The sequence below is a fragment of the Nonomuraea sp. NEAU-A123 genome, assembly GCF_018603905.1.
Classification (GTDB): domain Bacteria; phylum Actinomycetota; class Actinomycetes; order Streptosporangiales; family Streptosporangiaceae; genus Nonomuraea.
On record NZ_JAHFZZ010000004.1, the window covers coordinates 80268 to 107229 of the forward strand.

Annotated in this window: 25 protein-coding genes; 10 read left to right on the forward strand and 15 right to left on the reverse strand. The window is 70.1% G+C overall.

Annotation, left to right across the window (positions count from 1 at the left end):
* Nucleotides 1-50: 50 nt before the first annotated feature.
* Both KLK06_RS12615 and KLK06_RS12620 read right to left on the reverse strand, forming a co-directional pair.
* The gene (locus KLK06_RS12615) at nucleotides 51-548 is read right to left on the reverse strand and encodes a methylated-DNA--[protein]-cysteine S-methyltransferase (protein ID WP_214635604.1); all 498 of its coding nucleotides are present in this window, start codon (nucleotides 546-548) and stop codon (nucleotides 51-53) included.
* Nucleotides 545-2035: an AlkA N-terminal domain-containing protein gene (locus KLK06_RS12620; protein ID WP_214635605.1), complete on the reverse strand. Its 1491-nt coding sequence runs from the start codon at nucleotides 2033-2035 to the stop codon at nucleotides 545-547. Before KLK06_RS12620 ends, KLK06_RS12615 begins: the two co-directional genes overlap by 4 nt.
* 131 nt (nucleotides 2036-2166) lie before the next feature.
* On the opposite strand from KLK06_RS12620, the gene KLK06_RS12625 reads away from it, so the two are divergent.
* From KLK06_RS12625 to KLK06_RS12645, 5 genes are read left to right on the forward strand one after another with little or no spacing between them, the layout of a single operon-like run.
* Nucleotides 2167-3564: a DHA2 family efflux MFS transporter permease subunit gene (locus tag KLK06_RS12625; RefSeq protein WP_214635606.1), complete on the forward strand. Its 1398-nt coding sequence runs from the start codon at nucleotides 2167-2169 to the stop codon at nucleotides 3562-3564.
* 2 nt (nucleotides 3565-3566) lie between these two features.
* Nucleotides 3567-4292, forward strand: coding sequence for an SGNH/GDSL hydrolase family protein (locus KLK06_RS12630; RefSeq protein WP_214635607.1), 726 nt, complete (start codon nucleotides 3567-3569; stop codon nucleotides 4290-4292).
* 52 nt (nucleotides 4293-4344) lie between these two features.
* A complete protein-coding gene (locus KLK06_RS12635) occupies nucleotides 4345-4773 on the forward strand; it encodes an HD domain-containing protein (RefSeq protein WP_250905344.1) in 429 nt (142 codons plus the stop codon).
* Nucleotides 4755-5189: a type II toxin-antitoxin system VapC family toxin gene (locus tag KLK06_RS12640; RefSeq protein WP_214635608.1), complete on the forward strand. Its 435-nt coding sequence runs from the start codon at nucleotides 4755-4757 to the stop codon at nucleotides 5187-5189. The genes KLK06_RS12635 and KLK06_RS12640 overlap by 19 nt, the downstream gene beginning before the upstream one ends.
* Nucleotides 5190-5240: 51 nt before the next feature.
* The gene (locus KLK06_RS12645; protein ID WP_214635609.1) at nucleotides 5241-5720 is read left to right on the forward strand and encodes a cupin domain-containing protein; all 480 of its coding nucleotides are present in this window, start codon (nucleotides 5241-5243) and stop codon (nucleotides 5718-5720) included.
* A gap of 32 nt (nucleotides 5721-5752) precedes the next feature.
* On the opposite strand, the gene KLK06_RS12650 is transcribed toward KLK06_RS12645, so the two are convergent.
* From KLK06_RS12650 to KLK06_RS12675, 6 genes are all read right to left on the reverse strand, one after another.
* On the reverse strand, nucleotides 5753-6115 hold the full coding sequence (locus KLK06_RS12650; RefSeq protein WP_214635610.1) for a nuclear transport factor 2 family protein: 363 nt from the start codon (nucleotides 6113-6115) through the stop codon (nucleotides 5753-5755).
* Between the two features lie 60 nt (nucleotides 6116-6175).
* Complete coding sequence (locus tag KLK06_RS12655) at nucleotides 6176-8860, reverse strand: LuxR family transcriptional regulator (protein ID WP_214635611.1); 2685 nt, start codon at nucleotides 8858-8860, stop codon at nucleotides 6176-6178.
* A 259-nt stretch (nucleotides 8861-9119) separates the two neighbouring features.
* Nucleotides 9120-9740, reverse strand: a complete 621-nt coding sequence (locus KLK06_RS12660) for a GAF domain-containing protein (protein WP_214635612.1) — start codon at nucleotides 9738-9740, stop codon at nucleotides 9120-9122.
* Complete coding sequence (locus KLK06_RS12665) at nucleotides 9730-10602, reverse strand: S8 family serine peptidase (protein ID WP_214635613.1); 873 nt, start codon at nucleotides 10600-10602, stop codon at nucleotides 9730-9732. The genes KLK06_RS12660 and KLK06_RS12665 overlap by 11 nt, the downstream gene beginning before the upstream one ends.
* Nucleotides 10599-13616, reverse strand: a complete 3018-nt coding sequence (locus KLK06_RS12670; RefSeq protein ID WP_214635614.1) for an AAA family ATPase — start codon at nucleotides 13614-13616, stop codon at nucleotides 10599-10601. Before KLK06_RS12670 ends, KLK06_RS12665 begins: the two co-directional genes overlap by 4 nt.
* A complete protein-coding gene (locus KLK06_RS12675) occupies nucleotides 13613-13813 on the reverse strand; it encodes an aroma-sacti cluster domain-containing protein (RefSeq protein WP_214635615.1) in 201 nt (66 codons plus the stop codon). The genes KLK06_RS12670 and KLK06_RS12675 overlap by 4 nt, the downstream gene beginning before the upstream one ends.
* A 180-nt stretch (nucleotides 13814-13993) precedes the next feature.
* On the opposite strand from KLK06_RS12675, the gene KLK06_RS12680 reads away from it, so the two are divergent.
* The 4 genes from KLK06_RS12680 to KLK06_RS12695 all read left to right on the forward strand — a co-directional run bounded on the left by KLK06_RS12680 (nucleotide 13994) and on the right by KLK06_RS12695 (nucleotide 17501).
* Nucleotides 13994-14275 (forward strand): StsA-related sactipeptide RiPP, encoded by a 282-nt coding sequence (locus tag KLK06_RS12680; RefSeq protein WP_214635616.1) that lies wholly within the window; start codon nucleotides 13994-13996, stop codon nucleotides 14273-14275.
* A gap of 87 nt (nucleotides 14276-14362) precedes the next feature.
* Nucleotides 14363-15805, forward strand: coding sequence for a StsB family radical SAM/SPASM domain sactipeptide maturase (gene stsB / locus KLK06_RS12685; protein ID WP_214635617.1), 1443 nt, complete (start codon nucleotides 14363-14365; stop codon nucleotides 15803-15805).
* Between the two features lie 12 nt (nucleotides 15806-15817).
* The gene (locus KLK06_RS12690) at nucleotides 15818-16096 is read left to right on the forward strand and encodes a PqqD family protein (RefSeq protein ID WP_214635618.1); all 279 of its coding nucleotides are present in this window, start codon (nucleotides 15818-15820) and stop codon (nucleotides 16094-16096) included.
* A 7-nt stretch (nucleotides 16097-16103) separates the two neighbouring features.
* Entirely contained in the window at nucleotides 16104-17501 is a 1398-nt protein-coding gene (locus KLK06_RS12695) for an NAD(P)/FAD-dependent oxidoreductase (RefSeq protein WP_214635619.1), read from the forward strand.
* Here the strand turns inward: KLK06_RS12695 and KLK06_RS12700 are convergent.
* From KLK06_RS12700 to KLK06_RS12730, 7 genes are all read right to left on the reverse strand, one after another.
* A complete protein-coding gene (locus tag KLK06_RS12700) occupies nucleotides 17461-18168 on the reverse strand; it encodes a response regulator transcription factor (RefSeq protein ID WP_214635620.1) in 708 nt (235 codons plus the stop codon). The genes KLK06_RS12695 and KLK06_RS12700 overlap by 41 nt on opposite strands.
* Before the next feature lie 177 nt (nucleotides 18169-18345).
* A complete protein-coding gene (locus KLK06_RS12705; protein WP_214635621.1) occupies nucleotides 18346-19362 on the reverse strand; it encodes a methyltransferase in 1017 nt (338 codons plus the stop codon).
* On the reverse strand, nucleotides 19359-20582 hold the full coding sequence (locus KLK06_RS12710; RefSeq protein ID WP_214635622.1) for a cytochrome P450: 1224 nt from the start codon (nucleotides 20580-20582) through the stop codon (nucleotides 19359-19361). Before KLK06_RS12710 ends, KLK06_RS12705 begins: the two co-directional genes overlap by 4 nt.
* A complete protein-coding gene (locus KLK06_RS12715; RefSeq protein WP_214635623.1) occupies nucleotides 20582-21892 on the reverse strand; it encodes a TfuA-like protein in 1311 nt (436 codons plus the stop codon). The genes KLK06_RS12710 and KLK06_RS12715 overlap by 1 nt, the downstream gene beginning before the upstream one ends.
* Entirely contained in the window at nucleotides 21892-23055 is a 1164-nt protein-coding gene (locus KLK06_RS12720) for a YcaO-like family protein (protein ID WP_214635624.1), read from the reverse strand. Before KLK06_RS12720 ends, KLK06_RS12715 begins: the two co-directional genes overlap by 1 nt.
* A gap of 21 nt (nucleotides 23056-23076) precedes the next feature.
* Entirely contained in the window at nucleotides 23077-23889 is an 813-nt protein-coding gene (locus KLK06_RS12725) for an ABC transporter permease (RefSeq protein ID WP_214635625.1), read from the reverse strand.
* 13 nt (nucleotides 23890-23902) lie between these two features.
* Nucleotides 23903-24844, reverse strand: a complete 942-nt coding sequence (locus KLK06_RS12730) for an ABC transporter ATP-binding protein (protein WP_214635626.1) — start codon at nucleotides 24842-24844, stop codon at nucleotides 23903-23905.
* Between the two features lie 232 nt (nucleotides 24845-25076).
* Here KLK06_RS12730 and KLK06_RS62275 point away from each other — a divergent pair, with 232 nt between their 5' ends.
* Nucleotides 25077-26921, forward strand: coding sequence for a BTAD domain-containing putative transcriptional regulator (locus KLK06_RS62275; RefSeq protein WP_214635627.1), 1845 nt, complete (start codon nucleotides 25077-25079; stop codon nucleotides 26919-26921).
* Nucleotides 26922-26962: the final 41 nt, after the last annotated feature.

A 26962-nucleotide genomic window follows, 5' to 3' on the forward strand; every position in this document is an offset into this window, starting at 1 on the left:
GGCGGGAAGCCCGGCTTCCCGCCACTGATCCGTACCCGACAGCCCTCAGTTCAAAAGAGAGCGGCCCCGATGGCGCCTCTTTCGAAGCTGAGAAGATGCTGCTTCGTCGCCAGGCCACCGCCGTACCCGGTGAGGTGGCCGGTGGAGCCGACGACGCGGTGGCAGGGAACGATGATGCCGATCGGATTCTTGCCGTTGGCCAGGCCCACGGCCCGGGCCGCCGTCGGCTGCCCGATCCGGTCGGCGAGCTGACCGTAGGTGATCGTCTCGCCGTAGGGGATGTCCCGCAGGGCCGCCCAGACCCGTTGCTGGAATGGGGTGCCGGCGAAGACCATGGGCAGCTCGAAGACCGTTCGCCGGCCGTCGAAGTAGGCCTGGAGCTGGTTGGCGACCTCGGTGAAGGGCTCCGGGTCGGGTTCGCCGAAGGTCTCCTCTGGAGGTCGGTGCCGCTGGCGCCGCATGTAGAGGCCGGCGAGGGTTCCGTTGACCGCGACGAGGGTGAGCGGGCCGACAGGGCTGTCCACCACGGTGTGCGTCCTGTGGGTCATGGGGCGTTCTTTCGTGAGTCGGTGGGCAGGTGGTTGATGGGGTGGTCGCCGGTGGCCCACAGGTACTGGACGGCGTACGCGCGCCACGGCCGCCAGGCCGCGGCTCGGCGGGTGAGAGCGGCGGGGGTGGCAGGGAGCCCGAGTTCGCGGGCGGCGGCGCGGATTCCGAGATCGGTGGGGATGAAGGCGTCAGGGTCGCCGAGGGCGCGCATCGCGATGGTCTCGACCGTCCAGGGCCCGAGTCCCGGCAAGGCCGCGAGCTGTGCCCGCGCTCGGTGCCAGTCGCCTCCGACGCTGAGGTCGATCTCGCCAGCGGCCAGAGCCGTGATCAGTCCGATGAGCGTGGTGCGACGGGCCTGGGGGAGAGCGAGCGCCGCCGGGTCCAGACAGGCCAGCGCGGACGGATCGGGGAAGAGGTGGGTGAGGCCTCCGGCGGGGTCTGTGATCGGCTCGCCGTGGGCGGTGACCAGCCGGGCGGCGTGGGTACGGGCGGCCGCGGTGGACACCTGCTGCCCGAGCACCGCGCGTACCGCGAACTCGAACGCGTCGACGGTGCGCGGCACCCGGCGGCCGGGGTCCTTGTCCACGACGGGAGCCAGCACCGGGTCACCGCGGAGCAGATCGTCGACGGCGATCGGGTCGGCGTCGAGATCGAGAAGGCGCCGGCACCGGCTGATCGCGGTGGACAGGTCGCGCAGGTCGGTGAGGGACAACTGGCAGCCGATGTGGTCGGGTCGCGGGCGCAGGGTGGCGATGCCGTGGCCGTGGGGCAGGCGCAGGGTACGGCGATAGGCGCCGTCGCGCCACTCCTCCACCCCTGGTACGGCGGTGGCGGCGAGGTGGCCGAACAGGTTGCCGGGGCACAGCGGAGCCCGGAACGGCAGCCGCAGCGACAACACCCCCGGGGCGTCGGCCGGACGTCCACGGGCGACGCGATCACGTAGCCGGGTCGGCGTCAGGGCGAAGACCTCCCGGACGGTCTCGTTGAAGGTGCGGATACTGGCGAACCCGGCCGCGAAGGCGACATCGCCCATCGGCAGGGCCGTGGTCTCGATCAGCAGCCGGGCGGTCTGGGCCCGCTGCGCCCGCGCGAGTGCGAGCGGGCCCGCTCCGAGCTCGGCGAGCAGTTGCCGTTCGATCTGCCGGGTGCTGTAGCCGAGTTGTGCCGCCAGGCCGGGCACACCATCGCGGTCGACGACCCCATCGGCGATCATGCGCATCGCCCGCGCCACCGCGTCGGCGCGCTGGTTCCACTCGGGGGAGCCCGGACTGGCGTCGGGCCGGCAGCGCTTGCACGCCCGGAACCCGGCCTGCTGCGCCGCGGCGGCGCTGGGATAGAAGCGCATGTTCTCGACCTTGGGCGGCACGACGGGGCAGCTCGGCCGGCAGTAGATCCCGGTGGTGATCACCGCCCCGAAGAACCAGCCGTCGAACCGGGCGTCCTTGGAACGGACCGCCCGAATGCACTGCTCCACGTCGTCATGCACTCCGCCAGCATCGCCTGTGGCAGGCCATCGGGGCTGGCGGAAATCCGACATGACCATGATGTCGGTCCAGCGCGCGGTGTCGTCGCAAACTCGCCAGACCACGATGGCCGCCCGCTGCTGGACTGCTCGCCATGACCATCTCCCGTTCGAAGGCGGAACCGCCGATCGGCGCCTGGCGGCCGCTCCCTCTGTTGCTGGCCTGCGGAGGTTCCTTCCTGGCGTTCCTCGATGTGACGATCACCAACCTCGCGGTGCCCGCCCTGGCGGTCGACTTCGGCGGAGTCGACCTGACGTCGCTGTCCTGGGTGGTGACCCTCTATACGATCCTTTTCGCCGCGCTGCTGGCCCCGGCCGGGCGGATGGCCGATGTGCTCGGGCGCCGCCGCCTGTTCGCCGTGGGGGTCGCGGTGTTCACGGTCGCGTCACTGCTGGCGGTGCTCGCGCCGACGTTCGGGCTGTTGCTGGTGGCGCGCGGAGCACAGGCCGTGGGGGCCGCGGCGCTGATGCCCGCGTCGCTGGCGTTCGTGCTGGCCGACACTCCCGTGGCGCGGCGGGCGAGCGCGATCGGCCTCTGGAGCGCCGCCGCCTCGGTCGCCGCGGCCCTGGGACCGGCGCTCGGGGGAGTGCTCGTGGACGCCTTCGGCTGGCGCTCGCTCTTCTTCGTCAACGTTCCCGCAGGGGTCGCCCTCTGGCTGCTCGCCCTGCGCATGCCCGCGGTCGCGACCACCCGTAGACGTCTGCCCGACGTGGTCGGCACCGTGCTGCTGGCCGGCGGGGTCGCCCTGCTGATCCTAGGCGTGACCCAGGGGCAGAGCTGGGGATGGACGCACGGCAGAACGCTGGCGTGCCTCCTCGGCGCCACGGCGGCGGTCGCCGCCTCACTCGTTCGCTCATCGCGGCATGCCGAGCCGGCGGTGCAGATCACCCTCTGGCGCACCCGTACCTTCGCCGGTGCGAACGTCGTCTCGGTGCTCTTCGGCGTCGCACTGTACGCGTCGCTGCTGCTGGGCGTGCTGTTCCTTACTGAGGTGTGGCACTACTCCGAGCTTCGGGCCGGTCTGGCCATGACCCCGGGCGCCGTCGCGTCGGCCGTCGTGGGACTCATCGTCGGCCGCATCGCGCGCCGGCCGTCACCGCGGACCCTGACGGTGATCGGCGCGCTCGGGCTCGCCGCCACCAGCGGGGCGCTCGCGCTGTGGCTGCCCGCGGAGCCGGACTTCCTCGGCGTCTGGCTTCCAGCGGGGCTGATCAGCGGTGCGGGGATGGGCGCGGTGAGCGTCGGTGTCTCCAGCGCGGCGGCCCTGTCGGTGCCGCCGCCGAGTTTCGCCGCGGGCACCGGCTTGAACATCGCGGCCCGCCAGGTGGGAGGCGCGCTTGGCGTCGCCGTTCTCGTGGCTCTGTTCGCCGGGCACGCGCCCGCCGACGGCGTGGCCGACTTCACCCACGTCTACCTCGTCTGCGCCGTTGCCGCCCTCGCCGCCGCAGCGGTCGGCACCCGCCTCACCCTCGTGACCAACTCAGGAGCCTGATCATGGAAGCCGACGTCGTGCACCTGCGCGAGACATCCGATCCGTACTGTCGCTGGCCGTCCGGATCGGCGACGCTGATGAGCTCCGCGCCCTGGAGACGCCTGGTCGTGCTGGGCGACAGCGTCGCCGCCGGCATCCGGGAGCCGCTGGACGGCTACCGCGATCTGGATGCCGCGGCACGCGTTGCCGAGGCGCTCGCCGGGGCGCACCCGTCGTTCAGCTATCGCAATCTTGGGGAGCGGGATCTGCGCACGGCCGAGATCCGCGAACGGCAACTGGGACCCGCACTCGATCTGCGACCTGATCTGGTGATCGTCGCGGCCGGGGGCAACGACGCTCTGCGACGGTCGTTCGACGAAGAACGCTTCATCGACGAGCTGACCTCCATCGTCAGGCCGCTCGTCGCCCAGGGGGCGCAGCTCGTCACGATCGGGCTCTTCGACCTCGCGCGTTCCGGACTCGTACCGGAGCCCTATGCCGGCCCGATGGCGGAGCGTTTCGACCGGCTGGACGTGCTCACCGGCCGGATCGCGGCCGACCACGGTGGGGTTCATGTCGACAACCACAGCCATCCCCTTGCCGCCGACCCCGGCATCTTCGCCAGTGACCGTATTCACTGCAACGCGCGCGGCCACGCGATCGCGGCCGCGAACCTGGCCGGGGCCCTTGGCTCACTGCTGACCAGGAGAGTGTCCGAACCGCCGCCGAATACCGCACCTCTGGAATAGGACTCACACGGACGACCTCGGATGAGGTTACTACCGGTGGTAGCATCGCTTTATGAGCGCTGAGCCAGACCATGAGTTTGAACGCCGGCTACGAGACCTCATGAGTTCGTCCGCATCCATGAACGTCGCACCTGCGGATCTCGCGGCCATGCTGGCGTTTGTGCACGACGTGGGAAAGACATCTCCGATCTTTCAGGAGAGGGCGGCACGTCTCGAGGATGCCCTGGTCGCCCATGGTGATCGCCCAGAGAGCTCGGCCAAGGCGCGCAAGATCAGTGTTTCCATGCCCGAGGATTTGACCGCGGCCGTGCAGCAGCGTGTGGGACGAGGTGAGTTCAGCCAATACGTGACCGCGGCTGTGGCGCGCCAACTAGAGCTGGATCTGCTGGCTGAGCTGTCTTCCCTGCTCGAAGCCGATCATGGAGCCATTCCTGAGGAGTTCGTGGCGGAGGCGGAGGCGGCGTGGCCGGACGCCGGGTAGCCACTGGCGGCACGCTGGTCCTCGACAGTGAAGGTCTGTCCAAGCTCGCGGTAGGTGATGCACGGGTACGGGCCTATCTGGAAGTCGCCCGGAGCAGAGGCGCCAGAGTCGCAGTCAGCGCGATCACTCTTGCCGAAGTGCTGCGTGGCGGGGCGCGTGATGCTCTGGTCCACCGCGTGCTGACTCGAGTGACCAGAGTGCCGGTGACGGAAGAGATCGCTCGTCGTGCTGGTGAGCTGCAAGGCGAAACCGGATTGTCGGGTCACCGCTGCGCCATAGACGCCATAGTCGCCGCGACCACGCTGGCTCTGACTCGCCCGGCTGTGCTGCTGACCGGCGATCCTGATGATATGAGTCGTTTGGTGGAGGACCCTGGCAGTCCCAAGGAACGACGGATCGTCGTCGTGCATGTGTGACGGCTAAGGACCGGATCTCCGCGTCACCATTCAGATGAAGACAGGACAGCCATGACCTATCCACCGCCGACCTACCACGGGGACACCGGCGAGCCAGGGGCGACGTACCGGCGCCCGGATGCGGTGCCCGAGCTGATCTACCCGAGTGGCAACACGGTGCACTACTTGGCGACCGGCGCGTCGACCAACGGACAGTTCGGGCTCTATCGCTGGGAAATGGGACCAGAGCCCAGCGGCCCCGCGGCGCACTTCCACCGGTCGATCTCTGAATCGTTCTACATCCTGTCCGGCAGCGTGCGCATCTACGACGGGCGGCGCTGGATCGACACGACGCCGGGTGACTTCGTGCACGTCCCGGAGGGTGGCGTACACGCGTTCCGTAACGAATCGGGCGCGCCGGCGTCGATGCTGCTGCACTTCGCGCCGGGCGCGCCACGAGAGGGATACTTCGAGGGGCTGCTCACCCTGGCGGGCAAGAGCGAGGAGGAGAGGGCGGAGTTCTTCCGCGAGCACGACACGTACTGGCTGTGACCTACGGCGAACGTGATCGAGGGTAGAACCCGTCAGAACATGCCGTGCGGCACCTCCTCCGGTTCGGGGACCGGCTGGACCACATCCCAGTGCTCCGCGATCAGCCCGTCCTCGAGCCGCCAGAAGTCCACGACCGCCAGGCCGCGCCCGCCCTCTTGCGGGATCAGGTGATAGTGCATCACCACGAGATCGCCTTCCGCGACGACCCGCTTGAGCTCAAGGCGCGAGCTGGCCAGGGGAGAGTTCTTGATGAAGTCGATGAAGGCCCGCCTGCCCGACGGGTTGCCCGGGCTGTGCTCGATGAAGTCCTCCCGCAGGAGCGTCTCAAGGACCTCGATGTTGCCGGCGGCGAACTCCGCGAAGCCGGACATGATGCGTTCTTTGCTGCTCGTCATGAGAGAACGCTGGCACCGGCCGATAGGCGGTGTCGATTACATGCCATGTAATGGCGGGGGCTAGTTGGGCCGGATTCGGCAGGCATCACCCCGGAGGAGCTGGGGCTCCTCGCCGTCCGGCTGGCCCAGCACCTGCGCGAGGGCGTCGCGCCCGGACACCCCGAGCTTGGCGTACACCCGGCCCAGATGGTTGTTGACGGTTCGGAGCGAGAGGCCGAGGCGGTCGGCGACGGCGCGACCGGGCAATCCCGCCGCGGTCAGTTTCGCCACCTGGAGCTCTCGAGGAGTCAGCGACACCTCGCTCCCCGTCAGGTCCGTCAGCGGCGTGCGTGCGCCGTCGCACTGGGTCAGCAGCTCACGGGCGAACACGAGCGCGGCCTTGGCCGCCGTACGCCGACGCGCCCCGGCATGCAGCCGGTGGGCTGTCGCGGCCGCCTCCGCGGCGGGCAGCAGATGGCCGAGGCGATGAAGCCTCTCGGCCGCCTCCGCGAGCAGGTGGGCGTCGTCCGTGGCGAGCGCGGTGGCCATCGTGGCGAAGGCCGCCGTCGCAGGTGCGCCGGTGTCCCTGGCGACCTGGTGCAGCCTGTCGCACACCTCGTTCGCGGCGCCGAATCGCGCGGCGTCGAACAACGCCAGGGCCTCGAGCATCGGCGCTCCGGCCTTGCCCGCGGTCTTCGCGGCCCTGAGGGCGTGGCCGGCGGCGCTGGGGAGATCGAGCGCCGCGGCGGCGACCCAGGCGCGGTCGCGCTCGATCCAGGCGTCGAAGAGCGCACCCCGTGGTGGTGGGCAGGCGTCCATCCGGCTGAGCCACGCATCCGCCTGGACGGTGTCCCCTGCCATCGCGTGCGCGCCGGCCAGCTCGGCCAGGTAGACACCCCGCAGTCGCAGCGGGTCGTGCTCGCTGAGTAATACGACCGCCTCGCGCAGCGCCTGCTGTGCCGGCTTCACCCGTCCCTGAGCCTTCGCCACCAGGCCACGCACGATCGCCCACACGCCGACCATGGGTGCCGCCAACTGCGTCTCGACGGCCTCTCGATAGGCGATCTCCACGGCCTTGGCCGCGGTGGTGAGAGCGCCCGCCAGCAGGAGGGCGAGGCACCTGGCGGCGCCGACCTGTGCCTGGGTCCAAGGCGAGGCGATCCGGTGCGCCGAGGCGACCTCCAGACCGGTGGCGCTCGCTCGTTCCACGAGGCGGATGTCTCCCATGAGACCCGCGGCGATCACGACCGCCGTGGCCGCCCGCGCCGTCGCCTCCACCGGCAGCCGCGGTCCCGGCCGGGTGAGCAGTGCCGTACCGATGGAGAGGGATCCCGCGACATGTCCCTCGATCAGCATCGTCCAGGCTCGCACCGCCTCCGCCGCCCGTTCGCCGGTCGGATTCCCCTGAGCCGGTGCGGTTTCATGCTGCCAGTACTCGATCTTCTCCCTGAGTATCGCCCGCCGGTCGGCGCGTTCTTCGTTGTCGCATTCCTCTGGAGCCGGGAGTACGTCGGCCGCGTCGACGAAGCGGCCCTGCAACGCCATCACCTCGGCCAGGGTCAGCTTCGCGTCCACCCCGCCGTCGGCGGCACCGGACGCGGTCGCCAGCCGCTCGGCGACCTCGAGCTCCAACCGTTCGGCGGCGCGTTCCGCGGCGGCCAGCAGTTCCGGCCCGGAGGAGTCGCGGCCCGCGGTGAGCCGCCACGTGACCAGCTCGAGTGCGTCGTCCGCGCGCCGGCGTGGCGATGCGGCGAGGGACTCGGCCAGCCGCGCCCAGATCGCGTGCGCTCGGGCGCGTGGCATGCGCGCGCGGATGACCTCCCCGTACGCGGGTATCGTCAGTCGCGTCTGGTGTCGCGCTCCGGAGGGCTCGACCATCACCAGCCCCTGCCGTTCGGCCTGCACCACGGCGGAGTGCCCGGCGAGGTCCTCGAGCACGGGCTGGCCGAGCGGCTCCTTGCAGGCGAGCACCTCGAGTACGGCCAGCACGGCCGGATCGTCGACCTGCATCTGCGCCTCGATCAGATCACCGAGCCGGCCGGTGATCTGCAGGTGACCGCCCAGGTGCCAGAGGCCGTCGAGCCGCAGCAGCGCGGATCCCTCCAATGCGGACTGTGCGAGCTCGCGCAGCACGAGCGGGTTGCCGGCGGACAGGCGGCGGAACGTGTGTCGCGTGACGGCGTCCAGCGGACTGCCCAGGCCGCGTTCCAGCAGCGTGTCCATCTCGCTGTCGCTCAGCGGCCGCAGTTCGACGCGGCGGGCCACCCCTTCCTTCCACAACGCCGTCATCACGTCGGGCGCCGTCTGCCCCTGCCGTACCGTGAGCAGCACGAAGGTCCTGGTATGCACGGCGAGCTGGTAGACGAGCGCAGCCGAGACGTTGTCGAGCAGATGGGTGTCGTCCACGACGAATACGGGCCGCTTCCCGGTGGGAGCGCTGAACCGTTCCACGATCTGGCCGAAGATGTGCCCCGTGACGGGGCCCGCGACATCGTGTGGGGGCGCGAGGTGCAGCAATGAGCCCAAGGGGATCGCCCCGGCGGCACGGGTCCCGGTCGCCCAGGCCGTCGGGTGGCCCGCCGCGGCGAGCCGCGTGACCGCCTCCTTGGCCAGGCGCGTCCTGCCCACACCCGGTGGTCCTACGATCATCACACCGCCGACGTCCGCCTGCGTCGCCGCGTCCATGACCGTGCGCAGCGCCGCGGCGCGCCCGACGAGTGGCCATAAGTTCCCGGGGCGTGCGTCGTGCGAATGGCTGTCTGCCATGGCGTTCCTTCCGGATGTCGTCACACTGCGACGTCGTGCCCTGACCGGAGATGAGTCGAGCGGCGATCCTCGTGCCGCGTCCCTCCACCTGAAACTCAAGCAGGTCCTTGATCTTCTACATGTGAAGGGTTCTCCCCTTTGCCGCCCTTCAAACAGGCGTGTCCGGAAGGGGACGTGGCAGCGGCCAACCGCGCCAATAGCCCCCGCTCAAGGGGGGTCAATCCTGGCCGCGGAAGAGATCAACGCGCCGAGCGGTCCGTTACGGTGCGAGGAGGTCGTCGGCGATGGCGAGCAGGCGTACGGCCGCCGCCTCCGACGACCGGGTCTTCCCCTGCAGCCGCTCGCCGATCCGCCGCAGGAGCGCGTGCGGGTCGCCGTCCGGCTCCCGGCCATCGCTCTGTCGTACGCGGAGCAGGAGTTCCAGGGCGCAGGCGGCCTGCGTGGCGAACATGCCCAGGAGCTCCACGTCGTCCAGATCGCTGCGGGAGGCCGTGCGATCCAGCACCTCCAGGACGCCCACGCATTCCTCGAACCGGATGAGCGGTGCGGCCATGATGGTCCGCGGGACGTAACCGGTGGATTCCGCGGCGTCCTGGGCGAACTGCGTCACGGCCGACACGTCGTCCGCGACCATCGGCTGCCCGCTCGCCGCGACCCAGCCGGCGATCCCGGTGCCGGCCGGAAAGTGGCTCCCGACCAGCTCTTTCTCGCCCGCGCCCGACACGGCTTCGAAGACCAGGTCACCGGTGTCCGGATCCACGAGGAAGATGGACGCGGCGGCGGCGCCGAACATGTGGCGGGCCACCTCGACGATGGACTGCAGCAGCCGGTGTTCGGTGCCGTCGAGGGAGTCGGGAGAGTCAGGGAAGTCAGGGGACATGGGCCTCTCCGTTCTGCGTCATGGTGTTGTCCGCGGCCAGGTAGAGGACCGTCTTGAGCTGGAACGGCGTCAGCCACGGATGCTTGCCCAGGATGAGCGCGCAGATGCCGGTGATGTGCGGTGCCGCGAAGCTGTTGCCGGTGCTGCGGACCTCCCGGCCGCCGGGCCAGGCGACCGGCACCCTGACCCCGCGCGCGAGGAACTCCGCCGGCGGCGCCGGGTTGTAGTAGTACGTCATCGGGTCCGCCTCGTCGTGGCTGGCCACCGAGACGACCGAGGAGAACGTCCACGGGAAGCTGAGCACCGGCATGTTGTGCGCCGCGGCGACCAGGAGACAACGCCGGAAGTACGCGCGGTCGGCGAGCTCGTGCAGGGATTCGCGCAGGGCCGACTTCGTGCTGGAGAGGCTGAGGTTGACCAGGTCGAACCCCTCGTCGATGGCCCAGCGCAGCCCGGTCACGAGGGCGTCGCCGGTGCCGGACTTTCCGTCGGTGAGCGCGCGGACGGAGGTGATCGCCGCTCCGGGGGCGACCGACCTGATCACTCCGGCGCAGGCCGTGCCGTGCCCCGCGGGGTCGACGGGGGCGCACTCGGCGACGCTCAGCCCGCCCTCGTCCCCGCGAACGACCTCGACCGACCGGTCAAGGCCGCCGATCTTCGGATGGTCTCCCGCCACGCCCGTGTCGACGACGCACACGCGTACCCCCGTGCCGTCGGACCCGCCCCATGCCCACTCTCTGGTCACCTCCGCCAGGGGGCTGACCTGGAAGGACTCCGGGGCCTGCCGGGTGGTGGCCAGCCCCCACGCGGGCACCCCGGGGAAGTGAGCCCGCTGGTGCCGGCGCCAGGGCGGCGTGCTCATGACAGCCCCTTCATCCAGTCACGGACTCGCCGCGCCGGCAGGCTCGCGCCCTTGCTCAGGTACGCGTCGAGCGCGCGCCGGGCGGCTTCGGCCGGGTCGCGTCCGGCGGCCCGCTGGATCCGGGCGATCTCCACCAGGACGTCCCCTCGGAGGCAAGGGTCATCGGTCGATTCGAGCAGCGCGGTCGCGTGTTCCGCGGCGCTCACCGCGTCCGCGTGCGCACCGTTGACCGATGCGATCGTGCCTCTCATCGTGATGGCCGTGAGCTCGCCGCGGAGCTGAGGCACCCCCGCCTCGCTCCGCGCCAGCTCCTCTGCCGCCTGCCGGACGTCTCCCTGCCGGAGGGTCTCCCGCGCCGCGTAGACCTCCAGGGTGGCGGCGGACCCCCCGTGCCCCGCCGTACGGAGCGCGGTGGCGGCCCGCCTGAACAGGCCCCTCGCGGCCTCGTGGTTCCCGTCCAGGGATTCCACCAGCCCCCGCACCTGGACGACGGCGATCGCCGAGAGGCCGAGGTGCAGATCCGCCGCGTAGTGGTCGGCCGTGTCGAGCGACTCGCGGGCGCCGCCGAGGTCGCCGGAGAGCGCGAGCAGGCGGGCCCTGGTGACGAGAACCGGCACCAGCAGGGCGCGATCGCCGGCGAACCGGGCCAGCAGGTCGGCGCAGAGCGCGAGCCCTTCCGGCACCGGGGTGGAGGACCATTGCACCAGCTCGCACAGCCCGCCGAGCAGCCGGTCCTCTTCGTAGCGGTCGCCCATCGGCCGGGCCCGCTCGAGCCCGTCACGAAGCGCCCGGTCGGCGGCGCCGAAGCGGCCGTCCTCGATGTGGATCAGGGCTTGGAGCTGGTGGAACCGGCACCAGCTCAGGTCGTCTCGGGGGTCGAGGGCCAGCCGCCCGCGAAGGGAGTCAAGTTCCGGCGCGCGGGCGCCCGAGCGGAGGGCGAGGACCTCCCGCTGGATCACGCAGGTGAGCTGGTTCCGCGGGTCTTCCGGCAGCAGTTCTTCCGCGCGGTCCAGGGCCGCGGCCGCCGCGACGGCCTCCCCCCGGGCCAGCTCCGCGTCGCTGATGCGAACGGCCAGCGATCGATGCTCGTCCCTGCCCGAGGGCAGCATCTCCCGTCCCCGCTCAAGCAGCGCGATCGCCGCGGGCAGGTCTCTGCGGTGCAATGCCTGACCGCCGTCCCTGATGAGCCGGTCCGCGGCCCGGTCGGTCAGCTCGGGCAACAGGGGATCGCCGGGGCGTACCTGCCGGGTGAGGCGGCAGGCCGCCAGCAGGTGCCGGCTGACGTCTCCGGATGCCGATCCGGCGAAGGGGGCGTCGTCCGAGGCGTCGGCGGCCCGGCCGCCGAACCAGTCGGCCAGCCTTCGGTGCCAGTCCGCACGCACCTCCTTGCTCGTCAGCGCGTACACGGTCTCCCGGGTGAGGGTCTGGGTGAACTCGTACGATCCCGGGAGCGCGCCACGCCGGATCAGGCGGTCGCGCTGTAACCGCCGCAACGGAGTCGCCGTCATGGGAGGCCCGCCGTCGAAGAGGGACTCCAACTGCTCCACCGTGAAGGACTGCCCGATGGTCGCGGCCCTTTCGAGCGTGTGGCGCTCCGCCGCGCCCAGCCGATCCAGCCGGGCCCCGAGCAGCGCCTGGATGGTGGGCGGGAGGGCGACGGCGCCCTCGGCGAGGGTCTCCAGCATCAGCTCGGCGAAGAGCGGGTTGCCGTCCGAACCGTGTATCACCCGCTGATACGTGCCGTCGTCGTCGTGGGCGACGACGTCCGCCCGCTCGGCGCGGAGCTCGGCGACCAGCCGGGTCATATGCGGCGGGCTCATCGGGCCGAGCTCCAGCGACATGGCGCAGGTCATGCCTCCTCCCCAGGAGGGGCGGGCCTCGTAGAGCTCGGGCCGGGCGACGCAGACGAGCAGCACGGGCACGTCGGCGAGCCACGCCGCGCAGTCCTCGATCAGGTCGAGGAGGGTCGGCTCGGCCCACTGCAGGTTGTCCAGCACCACCACCAGCGGCCGGTCCTGCGCGAGAACCTCGAACAGCGACCGTACGGCCTGCGCGATCTCCGCGACGCCGGGAGTGTCCTCGTAGTCCGCGTCACCGAGGCAGGCGAGCCCGCGCAACGCCCGCGCGCCTTCCGTGCCCACGGCCTCGGCGATGGCGGGCCACTCCCCGTTGAGGGCCTCGAGCATCTCCGTGATGGGCCGGTACGTGGCGCCGATGCCATAGGACGGGCACCGGCCGGTGAGCACGGTCACGTCCTCGGACAGGCTCGTCAGGAACTCCCTGACGAGCCGGGACTTGCCGATGCCCGGAACGCCGAGCAGGGTCGCCATGCAGCACTGCCGATCGCGTGCGGAGCGGTCATAGAACCGCGTCAACTGGTGCAGTTCCTCGGTCCGGCCGATCAACGGGATCGTGTCGGTCTCCGGACCGCCGCGATCGGGCTCCACGGCGATGAGCCGCCACGCCCGTACCGGATCTCTCTTGCCCTTGAGCGTGAGCGGGGGGACGCCGTCCAGCAGCGCGTGCTGCCTGACCAGGCGGGCCACCTCGTCCCCCAGGAGGATCTCGCCGGCTCCCGCTGCGGACTGCAGCCGGCTCGCGGTGTTGACCGCGTCACCGATCACCCGCACGTTCGAGCCGGATCCGTCGGCGACCATCACCTCGCCGAAGGCGATGCCGCAATGGGCGTCCAGCCGGACTCCGTGGGTGGGGGCCAGCTCGGCACTGAGCCGGCGCACGGCCGACATCGCCGCGTCCGCGGCGAGGACCGCCCGGAGCGCGTCGTCCTCCCGGCTGACCGGGACGCCGAACACCGCCATGATCGCGTCGCCTATGTACTTCTCCACCGCGCCGCCGTGCTCGAAGATCTCTGTCCGGCAGGCGGCGTAGTAGCGATCGAGGATCCGCAGGAGCAGTTCGGGGTCGAGACGCTCGGCGAGCTCCGTCGACCCGACGATGTCGATGAACAGGACCACGATGTGACGACGGGTGGGTCGCGGGTCCCTGTCGCTCATACGAGCTTGAGCTCCTGTCCTTCCACCTCGCCGGCGTGGTCGTCCAGACGCTTCTTGATCGAGTTCAGTACGGCGACCTCGGTCGCCGTGAGCTCGGCGAACACCCTTCGCTGCCGCTCATCGAGCAGGTCGATGGGATGCCCGGCCGCCCGCAGCGTGGCCAGTGCGTCGAACCCGCCCGATCCGGTTCCGTTCATGAACCACAAGCCTGAAACGGCTCATCGGCGTTCGCAAGAGATCAGGACACCCACATTCGTGTGGTCGGCGCTCTGCCAGGTGAAAGCCGGTGAGCCCACGTTTGTGGGGTTGTGTCACCTCCGCATCGCCAGCCGATACTCGACCTGCAACGCATCCCCCTAAGACGGAGAGGTGAAGGCATGGCCTTCGATCCGAAGGAAGCTCTGCGTGAAGCCGGCGTCCTGAACGACCCGATCGCCGCGGAAGTCGAGGCGGCGTTCGCCACCCTGACCAAAGAGGAAACCGACCTGCTCATCTCGCTCAAGGGCAAGCTGCCCGCCGCGCTGCCGCTGGTGATGGCGGGTGGGCAGTGGGAGCGGCCCGAGGTTGAGGTGCACAACGAGGGCGAGGCCGAGGCGTCGTGCCTGTGCGGAGCCTGGTCCGGGTCCGGGTCCGGCGGGCCGTCCAAGCCGGCCTCCTAGTCCGACGGCTCACGGGTGCGGCCCCGGTCGCATGTCGCCGGACAGGGCCGGGGTCGCGCCTGCCGCAGAGAGCGTGAAGGGAAATGGATGTCTGGGAAGCTGGCCCGGAACCACTCGCTGTTCGACGTACCAGAAGACCTCACCTATTTCATGCACGACGGGGCCTACCTGGTCGTCAACCCGCATTCCGGCGGTCGGTGTGTCCTCGATTCGCGTGAGTTCGGTGTCCTGCAGACCTTGGCCCGACCCTACGCTCGGCTCGAAGAGACCGATGAGACCGATCGGGTCCTCGCCAAACTCATTCTGGCGTGGATCGTCTACTACAACGGGAACCGTCCGCGGATCACGCTGAAAGAGCCGCCGCTCCGCATGGCTTACTACGCCATCACCGACGGGTGCAACCTTCGCTGCCCCTACTGCTACGCCTCCTCGGAGAAGTGCCTGCCGGGTGAGCTCAACACCGAGGAGTCGCTCGGCCTGGTCTCTCAGATCGCCGATTTCGGCGCCTCGACCGTGGTCTTCACCGGCGGCGAGCCCATGCTCAGAAAAGACCTGTTCCAGATCGTGGAGCATGCCAATCAGAGCGGCCTGAGGTCGAACATCATCACCAACGCCACCATGATCAGGACTCCGGCGATCGCGCAGCGGTTCGCCGAGCTGTTCAACGCGGTCACGGTGAGCGTCGACGGCGGCACGGCCGAAACGCACGACCGCACCCGCGGCGAAGGCTCCTTCGCCAAGACCCACCGAGCCCTGCGGCTGCTCAACGACGTGGGCGTCACGCCGATGATCAACCACATCGTCACCTCGGAGAACGTCGATGAGCTCGAGGACTTCGCCTCGTTCATGGAGGGGATCGAGGTCGACAGCATCCGGCTGATGTACCACAACAACCTGGGCCGGGGAGAGAGCGACGAGTACGAGTTCGGCTGGGCGGACCATCTGAAGATCCAGCAGCTCACCTGGACCTCACCCGTCGCCGGCAAGCTGCTGCCGGACGGGCCCAAGACGCTGAAGCTGTGCTCCGTGAAGGCCAACTGCGGGATGGGCGGGAACGAGATCTACATCAACTCGCTGGGCGACGTCTACCCGTGCAAGCTCGTCACGGGACGCTCGCACCTCGCGGGCAACGTGCGACGGCAATCCCTGGCGGAGATCTTCGGCAGCCCGGTCCTGTACGACATGCGGACGAGCTCCGTGTTCGGCGGCGACTACCACGCCGACTGCGCGAGGTGCTACATCAAGTCCTCCTGCGGCGGGGGCTGCCGCGCCGCGCACATGGCCGAGTCCAAGGACCTGCGGCGCAACAGCCGCCATCAGTGCAGGATCCTGCGGCACGGCATCGTCACGCAGCTCTGGCTGGAATCCGGCGTCGATCCCGCGGAGCTCGCCGAGGACGCCGGGATGCAGACGCCCCGCCTGCTCGCCAACGACGACATCCATCCGGTCTTCGACGACTGGAAGACCTACGTTCTCCCCTCGGCCGACGCGGTCAAGGTCGGCGAGCTGCTTCCCATAACACCGGTATAGAGGAGGTGGAGTGTGTCACTCCAGATCAGTGACGCTGTGATATGGCAGGAGACCTCGGGCGGCATCTCGCTCTACCACGCCGAAACCGGGGATTTCCGCACCTTGAACGAGACAGGTTCCCGGATATGGGCGCTCGTCGCGAGCGACGGGGAGCGGGAGCCGATCGTCTCGAAGCTGTCGCATGAGTTCGCCGGGGACAACATCGCAGTGAGCGTACGCATCCTGAAGGACGTACAGGAGTTCCTCGGCAGCATGATCGAACAGGGTCTGATCGAAGAGCGTCCGGCGTGAGGCCTGCATGACCAGAGCGGTCGTCCTCGGCGGGGGCTTCGCGGGTGTGCTGGCCGCCGCCGTGCTCGCCAGGCACGTGGACGACGTGATCGTGATCGAGAACGATCATTATCCGGCCGATCTCCGTGCTCGGCGGGGGCTGCCCCAGTCACGGCACAGCCACGTCCTCGTGGCCGGTGGCGCGCGGGCGCTGCAGGAGTTGCTTCCGGGGACTTTGGAGGCGCTCTTCGCCCGCGGCGCGCATCGCCGGCGCCTTCCCGGCGACGCGCTGATCCTCGCCGCGGCGGGGTGGTTCCGGCGGCTGGACACCGAGGCGTACCTCATCTCGTGCAGCCGGGGACTCCTGGACCAGGTGGTGCGCCGGCGGGCGCTGGGCGCCGTCTCGACCTGGACGGGCACGCAGGCGCTTGGCCTGGTGGGAGACGCGAGCCGGGTCACCGGGGTCTCGGTCAGGCGCGAGGGTGCTCCGTCGGAGACCATCGAGGCGGATCTTGTCGTCGACGCGACCGGGCGGAGATCGAAGGCGCCACGGTGGCTGGCCGAGATCGGCGTGGCGGAGATCGAGGAGGTGACCGTCTCCTCCGGGTTGGCCTACTCCACCCGGGTCTATCAGGCGCCTCCCGAACTTGCTTGTGAGACTCCGGCCATCATGATCCACCCGCGTCCGGCGAGCGGGCGGCCTGGCCAGGGGGCGACGTTGTTCCCGATCGAGGGCGACCGGTGGATCATCACCCTGACGGGCACCCGGGGCGGTGAGCCGCCCGTGGACGAGCAGGGCTTCGCGGACTTCGCGCGCTCGCTGCGCGACCCGATCGTGGCGGAGCTCATGGCGGCGGCCACGCCGCTCGGCGGCATCCGGCCGTATCGCGACACGTCGAACCGGCGGAGGTTCTTCGAACGCGTACGCCTGCCCGCCGGCTTCGTCGCGATCGGCGACGCGGTCGTCGCGGTGAACCCCGTCCACTCGCACGGGATGTCGGTCGCCGCGCTGAGCGCGCTCAGGCTGGACAGGGAGCTGACGCGGCGCGGGATCGGTCCGTCCGCCTTCCCCGGGTTGCAGGCGGCGATGACGGCGCAGGCGGATGTGTCATGGCGGATGGCGGTCGCGCAGGACCGGGGACCGGCCGGGCGGGAAGCGACCGCGTTCGAGCGCGAGATCCTCGCCCGCAGGACTCGGGCCTTGCTGAGCAGCCCGCAGCTCGCCGCCGAATTCTTCGGTGCGCAGACCTTGACGTCCACGCGGGCCGTGAAAGACGGTTCGGCGGTGGTACGGGCGCTGACGGGGGAGCCGGATCCCCTTCTCACCACGGAGGAGGCCGTCAAGCAGCACCCCATGCTGTACGCATGGTGGAATGCGCGCTCGGCTACCCGTGTTCGCGCCGGCGGTGCGCCGAGCCGACGGTGATGAAGCCGGATTCGTACGCGATGCCGACCGCGTGCGCCCGGTTCACCGCCGAGAGCTTGGTGAGGATGCGAGCCAGGTGCGAACGGACCGTTCCGGTGCCGATGCCGAGCTTCTCGGCGATGCCGGCGTTCGACAGGCCGGCCGCGACGAGAGCCAGCACCTCGGCCTCGCGGCGGGTGAGCTCCGCGAGCCGGTGATCGACCCCGGTGGTCGCCGCGGCGATGCGATCACGTAGCCGCGTGATCATCGAGCAGGAGATGAACGTGTGTCCGGCGGCGACCAGCCGGATCGCGGGCACGATCTCCTCGAACAGCGACGCCCGGTGCACAAAACCGCCCGCGCCCCCGAGTAACGCGCGCCCGAGCAGCTCCTCGTCCAGCGTTTCCGAGACCACCACCACGCGCATCCGGTTCCTCGCCTGCGCCGCGACGATACGGGTGAATTCCACGACGTCGGCCTGCCGCAGCGCCGCGTTCACGACCGCCACCCTCGGCCGGTGCCGGACGACCAGATCGCCCAGCCGGTCGGCGGCGCCGGCCTCGCCCACCACGTAGATGCCATTGCCCATGTGGAGCACGCTTCTGAGCTTGGCGCGCACCATCCGGTCCGGCTCGCCCACGACGACCCGCAGAGCGGGCATGGCCTCGCCCGCGGGGGTGGACTCCATCGGTTGTGCCACCTGACCACCCGAGTTTGAGCGCGGTTGCTCTTCCGGCACACTATGCGCGTCCGCCCTGCCGACAGCCAGAGCAGCGGGGTTACTCAAGCCCGCCACCCGCATGTGAGAGGTACCCATGACTGCCTGTGGCCGCGGTTGTCGGAACGGCGACCGCGCGATCGGCACTCAGGACGGATCCGCGACGAGGATCCGGATCGCCGAACCCCGTAGCGGCGGCGTGACGTCGGTCAGGTCGAACCCGCCGGCCGCGAGCAGGTCGTGGAACTCGGCTCTGCTGCGTTCCCAGCCGCCGGTGTAGATGAGCATGGCGATGTCGCTCATGACGACGCCGGCCGCCTCCGGCGTGTCGAGCCTGGACGGCAGCACCGGTTCCAGGATCAGCAGGCGTCCGCCCGTCGCGATCGAAGCGCGGCAGTTCCGCAGCAGCGCGGTGCACCGCTGGTCGTCCCAATCATGCAGGACGCCTTTCAGCAGCATGAGATCGCCTTCGGGCACGGCCTCGAAGAAGTCGCCCACTTCGACGGAACACCGATCGGACAGCCCCGCCTGCTGGAAGGTCCCGGCAGCGGCGGCCACGCCGTCGGCGGTGTCGTACAGGATGCCCTGGGCGCTGGGCGTGGCCGCCAGTATCGCGGCGAGCAGCGTGCCGTTTCCGCCCCCGATGTCGACCACGGTGCGGGCACCGGTGAAGTCGTAGGCCCTGGCGGCCTCGAGCGCGACGCGCTCGGTGCCCTCGCACATGGCCGTGTTGAAGATCCTCGAAAGATCATGATGGCCGGCGAGGTAGTCGAAGAGCGGCTGGTCGTGCACGTGATCGAAGGCGGCCTCACCCGTTCGTACGCTGTGGGTCAACGCCCCCCACGCCTGCCAGGTCGCGGGGTCGCCGAGCAGCAGCACGCTGGAGCGCATCGACCATGGATGGTCGGCACGCAGCGGCTGACCCAGCGCGGCCAGCGCGAGGTGTCCCGGCGCCACCTCATCGACCACTCCCAGGACCACCAGTGCCCGCGACAGCCGCTCCAGCGCCCGCGGGTCGGCCCCGATGGAGCGCGCCAGTTCGTCGATCGGCATGGCTCCGGCGGCAAGGGCGTCGGGAACGCCCAAGCGGACGGCTGTGTACAGGATTTGCGAGGTGGCGTAGCCGAACGCCATCCGGGACAGCTCCGCGTACCCGTTGATCATAGGCTGGCACCCTTCCCCAGCAGCAGTGGCAGGCGGCGTACACCATGCAGGAACAGGTCCGGCGTCCATTCCAGGCCGGCGGGGTCGACGGCCAGGGCCAGGCCGGGGAAACGGCGCACCAGCGCGCCGATGGCCGCCCGGGCCTGCAGCCGGGCCAGCGCCGCACCGAGACAGAAGTGGATTCCGTGTCCGAAGCCCAGGTGCCGGTTCGGGGTGCGGCCGATGTCGAAGACATCCGGCTGGTGGAACACCGCCGGGTCGCGGTTGGCGGCCAGCAGCACCGGCACGACGATGTCACCGCGGGGGATCACGGTTTCCCCGATGTCCAGGTCGGTCAGCGCGTACAGCGGCCGGGAGTGCCCGACCGGGCCGTTGAACCGCAGCACCTCCTCCACCGCGGAGTCGATCAGCCGGGGCCGGGCGCGCAGGCGCTGGAGCTGATCGGGGTGGCGCAGGAGTTCCAGCACTCCGTTGCCGATGAGGTTGACCGTCGTCTCGTCTCCGGCCAGCAGCAACTGGAACACGCTGGACACCAGCTCGGCGTGGCTGATCTCCGTCGACCGGACGAGCTGGGACAGCAGGTCTTCACCCGGCTGGGCCCGCCGCTCATCGAGCTTCTCGTTGACGTAGGCGACGAACCCGATTCCGGCGCGGCGCACCAGTGCCGCGTCCCGGCTGCGCAGCATGTCGTCGCTCCACCCGCGGAGCCGGGCCCGGTCGTCGATCGGGAAGCCGACCAGCTCGGCGACGATCAGGATCGGCAGCGGCAGCGCCAGCGCCTCGATCAGGTCGACGCCGTCTCCAGCGGCCGCCACGCCGTCGACCAGCTCGCCGACGACCTGATGCACGCGCCGCTCGAGCGCCGCCACCGTCCGAGGGCCGAACGCGGGCGCCATCAGCCGCCGCAGCCGGGTGTGGTCGGGCGGATCGAGGTTGAACATGTTCCGCCGCACCATCGCCAGTGGGTCGTTCTCCCATCGGCGGTGAACGGCGGCGAGCTCGTCGGGCAGCCGGTCGAGTTGACGCCCCAGGCCCGGGTCGTGGAGGGCGCGCTGCACGTCGGCGTACCGGGTCAGGTACCAGGACGCGTGACCGGCCGCCGGGCTCGCCTGGCGGTAGACCGGCGCCCGCTCGCGCATGCGGTGGAAGAGCGGGTGCGGGTCCCGGCGATGCGCCGAGCCGGTCGGGTCGAACGACCGCTCAAGCCCGGTCGCGCTCATCACCCCTTGGCCTTCTGCACATCCAGTGCGAAGAACCTGCTGACGGTCTGTCCGAGATCCGCCATGCTGAGGAACCCGCGCCGCGCCAGCTCGACCTCCGCTGACGTTCCGGGTCCGTTCCAGTGGCGGGAGAAGATCCGTCCGCAGATCGCCGGTGCCGGGACGACCAGCCGGCCGCGCGTCTGTTCCGCGGTCTCGTCGGCACGGGCGACGAGATCGGACCACTCGGGCCAGTGGCTCGATGCCCGGATCCGTTCCAGGACGATCGGCCGCCAATCCTCCGACTGCCAGACCGGCCACACCCGCACCATGATCAATCGGAGCTGCTCGGCGGCGGGCAGGGTGGCCCGCTCGGTCTCGGAGAGCCACGACGCAAGGCTGGGCGGTACGTCGGCACGGTCATCGACCCCGAGCCTGGCCCGCGTGTACGCCTCCAGCCCCAGGCCCCGCGCGCCGGCGAAGTCCCTCAGGAGGCCGGTCAGCACCTGCTCGTGCAGCCGCGGGTAGTCCTGGCCGAACAGCCGCGCCGCGTCCAGGACATCGAGATCGGACATCCACCTGCCCGGCGCGTACTCCCGCATCGACCGCCAGGCCAGCGCCTCGTAGTGGGTGATCCCCGTCAGGGCCACGTCGGCCGCCCACGCGCTGGGCGCTTCGGCGCGGTGCCCGCCGACGGCGCTCAGGGCCGCCACCGCGTCCAGCCGCTTCAGATCCCACTCGCCCGTCCCGATCATCCGCTCGAGCGTGCTCAGGGCGTCGCCGGCCTCCGGGCCCAGGGCCTCTTCCAGCTCGTGCCAGGTCCGGTGGACGAAGGGCCTGGTCTTCGCCGCATCGACGATCCGCTCGCCCGCCGCCGCCGGAACCAGGCCGGTCCTGGCTCCCTCCTGGCAGCCGTAGCGGATGTTGACCATGGCCACCGTGCCGGTGGGGTATCCCCTTTCCGCGGGCCCGTGCAGGACCGCCACCTCGTCATCCCCATCGACCTCGCCGGTCGCGTACATGCGGAAGACGGACCCGACGCCACGCATGCCGTACGGGCTCAGCTCCGCCGCCCGGAGCGCCCCCATGCTCGCCGCGCCGATGACGTTCACGCCTTCGTTGAGCAGCCAGAGAATCTCCTTGTGGCCCACGGACAGCCGCTCCCGGTAGTACCCGTCGATGATGACGGCGGTGTCGTCCCGGTCCCACTCCTCCCTGAGGAGATCGCCCCGGGCCACGGGCGGCCGCGTCCGCGCCTCCGGAAGCACGGCGAGGACCTCCTCGTGAGAGATCGTCGGCCCGGCGTAGACGACTGTCTTCTGGCTGCTCACTAGAACACCTCCGGGGTGACACGGCTGCCCGGCGCCACCACTCTGACCACGGGGACCCCGATCTCGTCCCTCGTCAGATCGATGACGAGAGGGGCGGCGGAGAACGCGACCGCGGCCCGCTCGACCACGTCCTCCAGATCATCGACCAGGCTCTGGTGAGCCGTCTGTCTCGGGATCGCCTCGCCGGTGTCCGCTGCGGGCACGGGCCGGCGCCTCGCGCCCGGGCCGTTGGGGACGCCCGCCTCGAGGTCGTCTCTCGCGCCTGAGATGTAGCCGAGCCTGGCCTGCGCGGCCTCGGTGACGGCACGGGTGAGCGCTATCTCCGAGCCGAGGTGGCAGCCGAATCCCATGAACGCCGGTGGATAGTCGGCGCAGGAGATCCGAGCCAGGAAGCACGGCAACCCGGTGGGCGACGGCACGGACCTGACCTCGAGAGTGACCCGGGCCCGCGCCATCGTCTCGCACAACTCGTCGACGACCGGCGACCCCAGAGTCCCCGGGTCGACGAGGACCCCCTTGTCGCCGGCGGCCATCGCCGTGGTCACGGCGTCCCTCTCGATCACCTCGTACAGCGCGTGCAGGACGGCCTCGGCCGCCGTGTTCCCGCTGGCCAGGCCGTTCGTCGACTCGAAGAACACCGGTGGGTTCCAGCCGGTCTTCCGTACGAGGGAGAATCCCACCGAATCCTTGGGAACCAGCCTCTCGGAGCCGTCGGTCAGCGACCTGCCGGCGACCCAGTCCAGCGGCAGCCCGTCGTGCAGCACGGTCGGCGGGGAGAGCGGGAGATCGCGGACGTCATAGCCCAGGTGCCCGATGACGTCGCGAGGGGGCGCCGTCGTCACCGTCGTTATGGGCTGCTCGGCGTGCCAGAGCTCAACGGCTTCCATCATCGCGGACAGCCGCGCCAGCTCGGGGGTGATTCCTTTCCCCTGAGACACGGCGAGCGTCCGGGCAGTCGGCCGGATTGCCTGAAATGTTGGGATTCCGATGGTGTCCAGCCGGGTGATGTCCGCGACCCTGGTGATCCCGACCATCCGGGCCGCCCGGTCGGCCATCGCCCGCGTGGCCGTCGGGTCGTGGGCTCTGTCCGTGCCCGGTAAGCGGACCTTGGACCGGTCGGACTGCGAGAGGAGCCACGAGAGAGGGGAGTTGTCTGTCCGCATCGTCCCTTGTCCTTGACGAGATCAGATGTTGCGAGCGCGGTTGATCAAGGCGCGGCCGCCCACGGCGTAGCTGATGGCCGCCAGGACGGCCAGCACCAGGAGGTCCTGCCACGCGTCGGCGAAACCGAAGAACGCGGCGTCCCGCATACCGTCGATCGCGTACGTCAGCGGGTTGATCACCGATACCCACTGCAGCACGGTGGGCATGCTGTCGACCGGGTAGAGCGACGGGGCGCTGAAGACGAGAACGGGGATCGACACGTTCGACAGCAGCATGAAGACCTGGTAGTCGGTGATCAGGATCGCCGTCGCCAGATACAGTCCGTTGAAGGCAAGGGCGGCCACCGTGAGCACCGACAGCAGGCCGGCCCAGGCTTGCAGGTCGAAGGGCAACTCGAAGACGAACACCGCCACGCCCAGGGCGAGCAGGGCCTGTCCCAGCACGAGCGAGACGCCCGCGATCACCTTGCCGAGCAGGAACCGCGACCTGCGCAACGGGTAGGACCACAGTTGTGTGGCCGCGCCGCTCATCTCCTCCTGGAACACCGCCATGCCGGAGGTTCCCGCCGCGCTGACGACCGACATCGCCAGCGTCATGGGCAGCAGGAAGATCGCGAACGGCACCTGGATGCCCTTGTAGTCGACGACCTTGAGGAGGTTGCCCAGCGAGGTGTTCACGAGCAGCAGGTAGATCAGCATCGGGGCCAGTCCGAGGACGAGATACACCCGGTTGCGGGCGAGCAGCGCGTACTCGCGGTAGAGCACCGCGGACAGGTCGGCCGCCTTCGGGGTCCCGGTCGGAGGAGTGTTGTTGAATGTCAGCTTGGCGGCCACATTTATCCCCTTGTCAGTCCTCGGCCTCCGTCATCCGGAGGAACACCTGCTCCAGCGAGTCCGAGACGGTCGAGACACCGGAGATCGCGACGTCGTGCTCCAGGCAGTGCCGCGACAGCTCCGGCAGCACCTCCTGTGCCCGCGCACCGTGGATCCGTACGTCGGAGTCCTCGGCCGTGGCCGTGAGCCCGGCCGCCTCCGCCCAGGCCAGCACCACCAGGCCGGCCGCGGGATCATCGAGGGCCACCAGCAAGTGGGTGGTGCCGAACTCCTCGACCAGTTCGCGCGGTTTGGCGAAGCGCAGCACCCGTCCCTTGTCGATGACCAGGACACGCTGGCTGTTGCGTTCCAGTTCGTCGATGTGGTGGCTGGTCCACAGCACGGTCACGCCGTGCTCCTCGCGTAGCCAGGTCACGAAGCGCTCGATGTGGCGCCGTCCCACCACGTCCAGTCCCGCGGAAGGCTCGTCGAGGACCAGCAGCCGCGGAATGGTGAGCAGCGCCCGCACGAGTTGCAACCGCTGCCGCTGACCGCCCGAAAGCTGGAAGCAGAATCGCGGCAGGGCCTCCGTCAAGCTGAGGAACTCCGCCAGTTCGAGCGCCCACGGCCGCACGGCACGCCACTTCAGACCGCGGAAGCGGGCCGCGATCCGCAGGTTGTCGAGCGCCGGCAGCATCATGTCGAACGGGCCTGACTGGTGCATCGCCCCGATGTCGCTCTTGGCGGCGACGGGCTGACGCACCGGATCGGCGTCGAAGACACGGACCTGGCCGGAGGTGGGGGTGGTGACCCCGCAGATCATCTTGATCAGGGTCGTCTTCCCGGCGCCGTTGGGCCCGAGGAGCCCGATGGTCTCTCCCCGCGCGATCTCGAACGAGACATTGTCCACCGCCGGTCTCTGGCTGCGCCGATAGCGCTTGGTCAGCCCTACGGCCGTCACCACGTCGCTCGACACGGCACCACCCTTCACCTCGACTCGCTCCACCGAACGTGCAGGCGGCGGTTTCTGCTGGCGCTGGAGATGTGTTGCAGGTTGAGTATGGACCGGCGATCAGCAGGTGACACAACCCCACAAACGTGGGCTAGCCGGGACGGTATGCCGAACGACAGAGGGCGCGTTGTGCGACCACGCAGAGTGTGATCATCATCGGCACATGGACCGGTTCAGTCGCGCATTTCGTAGTCGAGTGAACGCCAAGCCACATGATCCGTACACGCTGCGCATGCCTACCGGCAGTCCCGGCGTGACCTGGCAGCTCCCGGAGGAGAGCGACCCCGCGACCGCCCTGCCGTGCGTGGTCCTCGTGGATCGTGCGGGGCTCGCCGAGTTCGCGGTGCTCCAGCGCGGGCTGCGCACGCTCGGCGTGCCGAGCGTGCGGGTCGACGCCGGGTCGATCAGCGGCCTGCGGATCATCACCCAGCTCGACGACGGCTCGCTGACACTGAACGGGCGCCGCATCATCCCCACCGTCACCTGGGTACGGCACTTCTCGCCGCGGGCCGTGCAGGGAGGGAACGGCTCGGCGCCGTCCCTGTTCCGGGCCGACTCGTGGGGCGCTTTCATCGACCAGTTGTCGTCGCTGTCAGCCGCCCGGCTGCCCGGCGGCCGTGACCTGGGGCGGCTGGTTCAATTGGACGGCGCGGCACAGGCAGGGGTCCGTACCCCACGAACGATCGCCACGACCGACGTGGGGGCGGCGAGCGCGGCGCTGGCCAGCGACCGGATCATCGTCAAGGCCCTCGACCGGCATTTCGTCGAGACCGAACCGGGCACCCTGCACGGGGTCTTCCCGGAGATCGTGGACGGCGTCGTGGCCAGCAGCCTGCCTGCGCGCGACGCGCCCATGATCGTCCAGGAATACGTCGACCACTGGGCGGAGCTGCGCGTCTACTTCGTGGACGGCGAGATCCGGGCCTTCCGCGTCGGCAAGCCATCGCCCGAGGCGATCTGGTGCGACGCGGCGTCGGTCACGGTCTCTCCGGTGGCGGCGCCGGAGGCCGTGGTGGAGGCGGTGCACCGGCTCGCCGGGATCTGGGGTCTGCGCTACGGCGCCTTCGACTTCCTGCTGACCAGGCAAGGACCGGTCTTCCTCGAAGTCAATCGCGACGGCGACTGGCGGTGGTTCGAAGCGAAGGCCGGCGTCGACGACGTCTCCATCGCGACGCTTTCCACGGTGCGTACGCTCCACCGCCAGGTGGCCAAGGCGGGTTCGGCGACGATCGATCTGGCCGGATTCCTGGCGCTGGGCACCGACCGGATCGAGCGGGCGAAAGTCGTGACCCCGCGCTTGGACGCCCGCGTGCTCGGCGCGCTCGAGGTGCGGGTGGACGGCACGATCGTGCACGTCAGCGCCAGGAAGGCCCGGCTTCTGGCCGCGATCCTGCTCTCCCGCCCGAATCAGGTGGTCCCGACGGACCAGTTGATCGATTCCTTGTGGGGAGAACGACCACCCCCCTCGGCACGCAAGAACCTCCAGGTCTACGTCTCGGTGCTGCGGAGGAGGTTCGGAGATCGGATCTCCTACCAAGGCTGGGGATACCGTCTCGACGCCGGGCCGGACGAACTCGATCTCCTCGAGTTCCGGCGGCTGGCCGGCGCCGGCCGGGACATGCGGCGCAGAGGCGACGCCGATGCCGCGTTGACCGTGCTCGATGACGCCCTGCGCCTGTGGGGTGGTCAGCCGCTCGCGGAGTTCTCGGGGGTCGCCCTGGTCGATGAGGCGGTCGGCAGATTCACCGACCTGTACCTCACGGTCAATGAGGACTGGGCGGAACTCGCGATCGAGCGGGGCAGCCACATCGAGGTGCTGAACAGGCTCGACGACCTGGTGCCCTTCTTCCCCGCGCGTGAGCGGCTCGTGGCGGCGAGGATGACCGCTCTCGCCGGTTGCGGCCGTGCGCCGGAGGCGCTCTCGCAGTTCGAGACCGTACGCCGGCATCTCGTGGCCGAACTCGGCATGGACCCCAGCCCCGTACTCAGGAACCTCTACGAGGAGATTTTCCACGGGCAGCTCGCCAGGGCCGATCCATAACCGGTCGTATGGTCCGGCCATACCGCTGATTAAGCAGACGC

Excerpts from the sequence above, each read along its gene's own strand:
- KLK06_RS12615 (WP_214635604.1), bottom strand. The coding sequence starts at position 548 with ATGACCCACAGGACGCACACCGTGGTGGACAGCCCTGTCGGCCCGCTC.
- KLK06_RS12625 (WP_214635606.1), top strand. The coding sequence starts at position 2,167 with ATGACCATCTCCCGTTCGAAGGCGGAACCGCCGATCGGCGCCTGGCGG.
- KLK06_RS12630 (WP_214635607.1), top strand. The coding sequence starts at position 3,567 with ATGGAAGCCGACGTCGTGCACCTGCGCGAGACATCCGATCCGTACTGT.
- KLK06_RS12635 (WP_250905344.1), top strand. The coding sequence starts at position 4,345 with ATGAGCGCTGAGCCAGACCATGAGTTTGAACGCCGGCTACGAGACCTC.
- KLK06_RS12645 (WP_214635609.1), top strand. The coding sequence starts at position 5,241 with ATGACCTATCCACCGCCGACCTACCACGGGGACACCGGCGAGCCAGGG.
- KLK06_RS12650 (WP_214635610.1), bottom strand. The coding sequence starts at position 6,115 with ATGACGAGCAGCAAAGAACGCATCATGTCCGGCTTCGCGGAGTTCGCC.
- KLK06_RS12655 (WP_214635611.1), bottom strand. The coding sequence starts at position 8,860 with ATGGCAGACAGCCATTCGCACGACGCACGCCCCGGGAACTTATGGCCA.
- KLK06_RS12660 (WP_214635612.1), bottom strand. The coding sequence starts at position 9,740 with ATGTCCCCTGACTTCCCTGACTCTCCCGACTCCCTCGACGGCACCGAA.
- KLK06_RS12665 (WP_214635613.1), bottom strand. The coding sequence starts at position 10,602 with ATGAGCACGCCGCCCTGGCGCCGGCACCAGCGGGCTCACTTCCCCGGG.
- KLK06_RS12670 (WP_214635614.1), bottom strand. The coding sequence starts at position 13,616 with ATGAGCGACAGGGACCCGCGACCCACCCGTCGTCACATCGTGGTCCTG.
- KLK06_RS12675 (WP_214635615.1), bottom strand. The coding sequence starts at position 13,813 with ATGAACGGAACCGGATCGGGCGGGTTCGACGCACTGGCCACGCTGCGG.
- KLK06_RS12680 (WP_214635616.1), top strand. The coding sequence starts at position 13,994 with ATGGCCTTCGATCCGAAGGAAGCTCTGCGTGAAGCCGGCGTCCTGAAC.
- stsB (WP_214635617.1), top strand. The coding sequence starts at position 14,363 with ATGTCTGGGAAGCTGGCCCGGAACCACTCGCTGTTCGACGTACCAGAA.
- KLK06_RS12695 (WP_214635619.1), top strand. The coding sequence starts at position 16,104 with ATGACCAGAGCGGTCGTCCTCGGCGGGGGCTTCGCGGGTGTGCTGGCC.
- KLK06_RS12700 (WP_214635620.1), bottom strand. The coding sequence starts at position 18,168 with ATGGAGTCCACCCCCGCGGGCGAGGCCATGCCCGCTCTGCGGGTCGTC.
- KLK06_RS12705 (WP_214635621.1), bottom strand. The coding sequence starts at position 19,362 with ATGATCAACGGGTACGCGGAGCTGTCCCGGATGGCGTTCGGCTACGCC.
- KLK06_RS12710 (WP_214635622.1), bottom strand. The coding sequence starts at position 20,582 with ATGAGCGCGACCGGGCTTGAGCGGTCGTTCGACCCGACCGGCTCGGCG.
- KLK06_RS12720 (WP_214635624.1), bottom strand. The coding sequence starts at position 23,055 with ATGCGGACAGACAACTCCCCTCTCTCGTGGCTCCTCTCGCAGTCCGAC.